Raw genomic sequence first — 336 nt, forward strand, 5'->3', positions numbered from 1 at the left:
GATGCGGCGATCAAGAACGTTGATACCCAGCGCAGCACCCTGGGCGCATCACAGAACCGTTTCGAATCTACCGTGACCAACCTGAACAATACGGTGACCAACCTGTCAGCTGCCCGCAGCCGTATTCAGGATTCTGACTACGCGACGGAAGTTTCCAACATGTCGCGCGCGCAGATCCTGCAGCAGGCCGGCAGCTCGGTGCTGGCGCAGGCGAACCAGGTTCCGCAGACCATGCTTTCCCTGCTGCGTTAATCCTTTATTACGCGGTATTCAGCGCCCTCCCTGTGAGGGCGTTTTTACTGGCGCGCCGTCGCTCCGCTTTATTCAGCCATGTGC

The 336-nt window shown here is 58.6% G+C and carries 1 protein-coding gene; it reads left to right on the forward strand.

From position 1 onward, the window contains the following. The coding region (locus FKM52_RS21575) for a flagellin (RefSeq protein ID WP_281285010.1) at window positions 1–252 on the forward strand (252 nt) is incomplete at its 5' end. Between the last annotated feature and the right edge of the window lie 84 nt (window positions 253–336).

It is taken from the genome of Mixta tenebrionis (assembly GCF_006517625.1).
Taxonomy (GTDB): domain Bacteria; phylum Pseudomonadota; class Gammaproteobacteria; order Enterobacterales; family Enterobacteriaceae; genus Mixta; species Mixta tenebrionis.